Source organism: Candidatus Symbiothrix dinenymphae, assembly GCF_001431085.1.
In genome coordinates, this window is the sequence record NZ_BBRU01000104.1 from 1 (window position 1) to 901 (window position 901).

Annotated in this window: 1 protein-coding gene; it reads right to left on the reverse strand. The window is 53.8% G+C overall.

The window, feature by feature from the left end:
* A partial coding sequence (locus tag ASC50_RS01655) for a T9SS type A sorting domain-containing protein (RefSeq protein ID WP_158648268.1) occupies positions 1–901 on the reverse strand: 901 nt, incomplete at both ends.

The following is a 901-nucleotide window of genomic DNA, read 5'->3' on the forward strand; positions in this document are numbered from 1 at the left end:
CCTTTCAGCAATTTCTCCCCAATCCGCACAAGATAGACACCGCGTGTGGTTGGTATCGGTAGTTGTAGGGATGATTGCGGGGATGATTGTAGGGGCGGTTGCGGGGATGGTTGCGGAGTCGTGGCACGCCACGCCTCTACCGGTAATGTTGACCCCGCGCGACCGTTTAAATCATAGATTGTGATGTTTGTAACACCTTCCGGAACGCCTTCGATGGTGATGAAATCACCGCCATGCACCGGATTGGGATATAGTTTCAGGGGAGGTGCCTCTATTGCGCCAATCTGTGTGGTGCGGGTGCGTTCCTGACAATACGGGCACGTTTCCACGGTGTCGCCTGAGGCGGTGATGAGGCGTGCCTTATACTCGGCGGTGGCATCCAATATATCTGTGCGCTTGTTGCCTGCTGAATAGGACAATTCGGAGGATAATTTCTCCCATTTGCCATTGCTGTCCGCCTTATACCATTCGCAACCCACTATACCGTAGCCGGTGTTTGCCTTTACGAGCAGCAGATTGTTGTACCGGATGGACACGACATCCTCAAACGCTGCTCGGCTTTCGATGGTCAGACTGTAATTGGCTGTGTCTCTTGCTATTACAATACTGTATTTGACCACATAACGTCCGCCTCTGCTAATATCAACCGTGAAGCGATTCCCTTTTACACCTTCGTGCAATACGGTGGAAGAGGTCTTGGTCGTAACCGTTACAACAGACTCCAAAGCCTCACAATGTGCCAGGTAATAGCCTGTACCGATGCTGTCGGCATTTGACACAGCTATCGCGTGGCCGTTGGTATTGCCACCCGTGTTGCCACCTGCGCCACCTGTGTTGCCGCCTGTGCCGCCTGTGCCACCTGTGTTGCCGCCTGAGCCGCCTGTGTTGCCGCCCGTGTTGG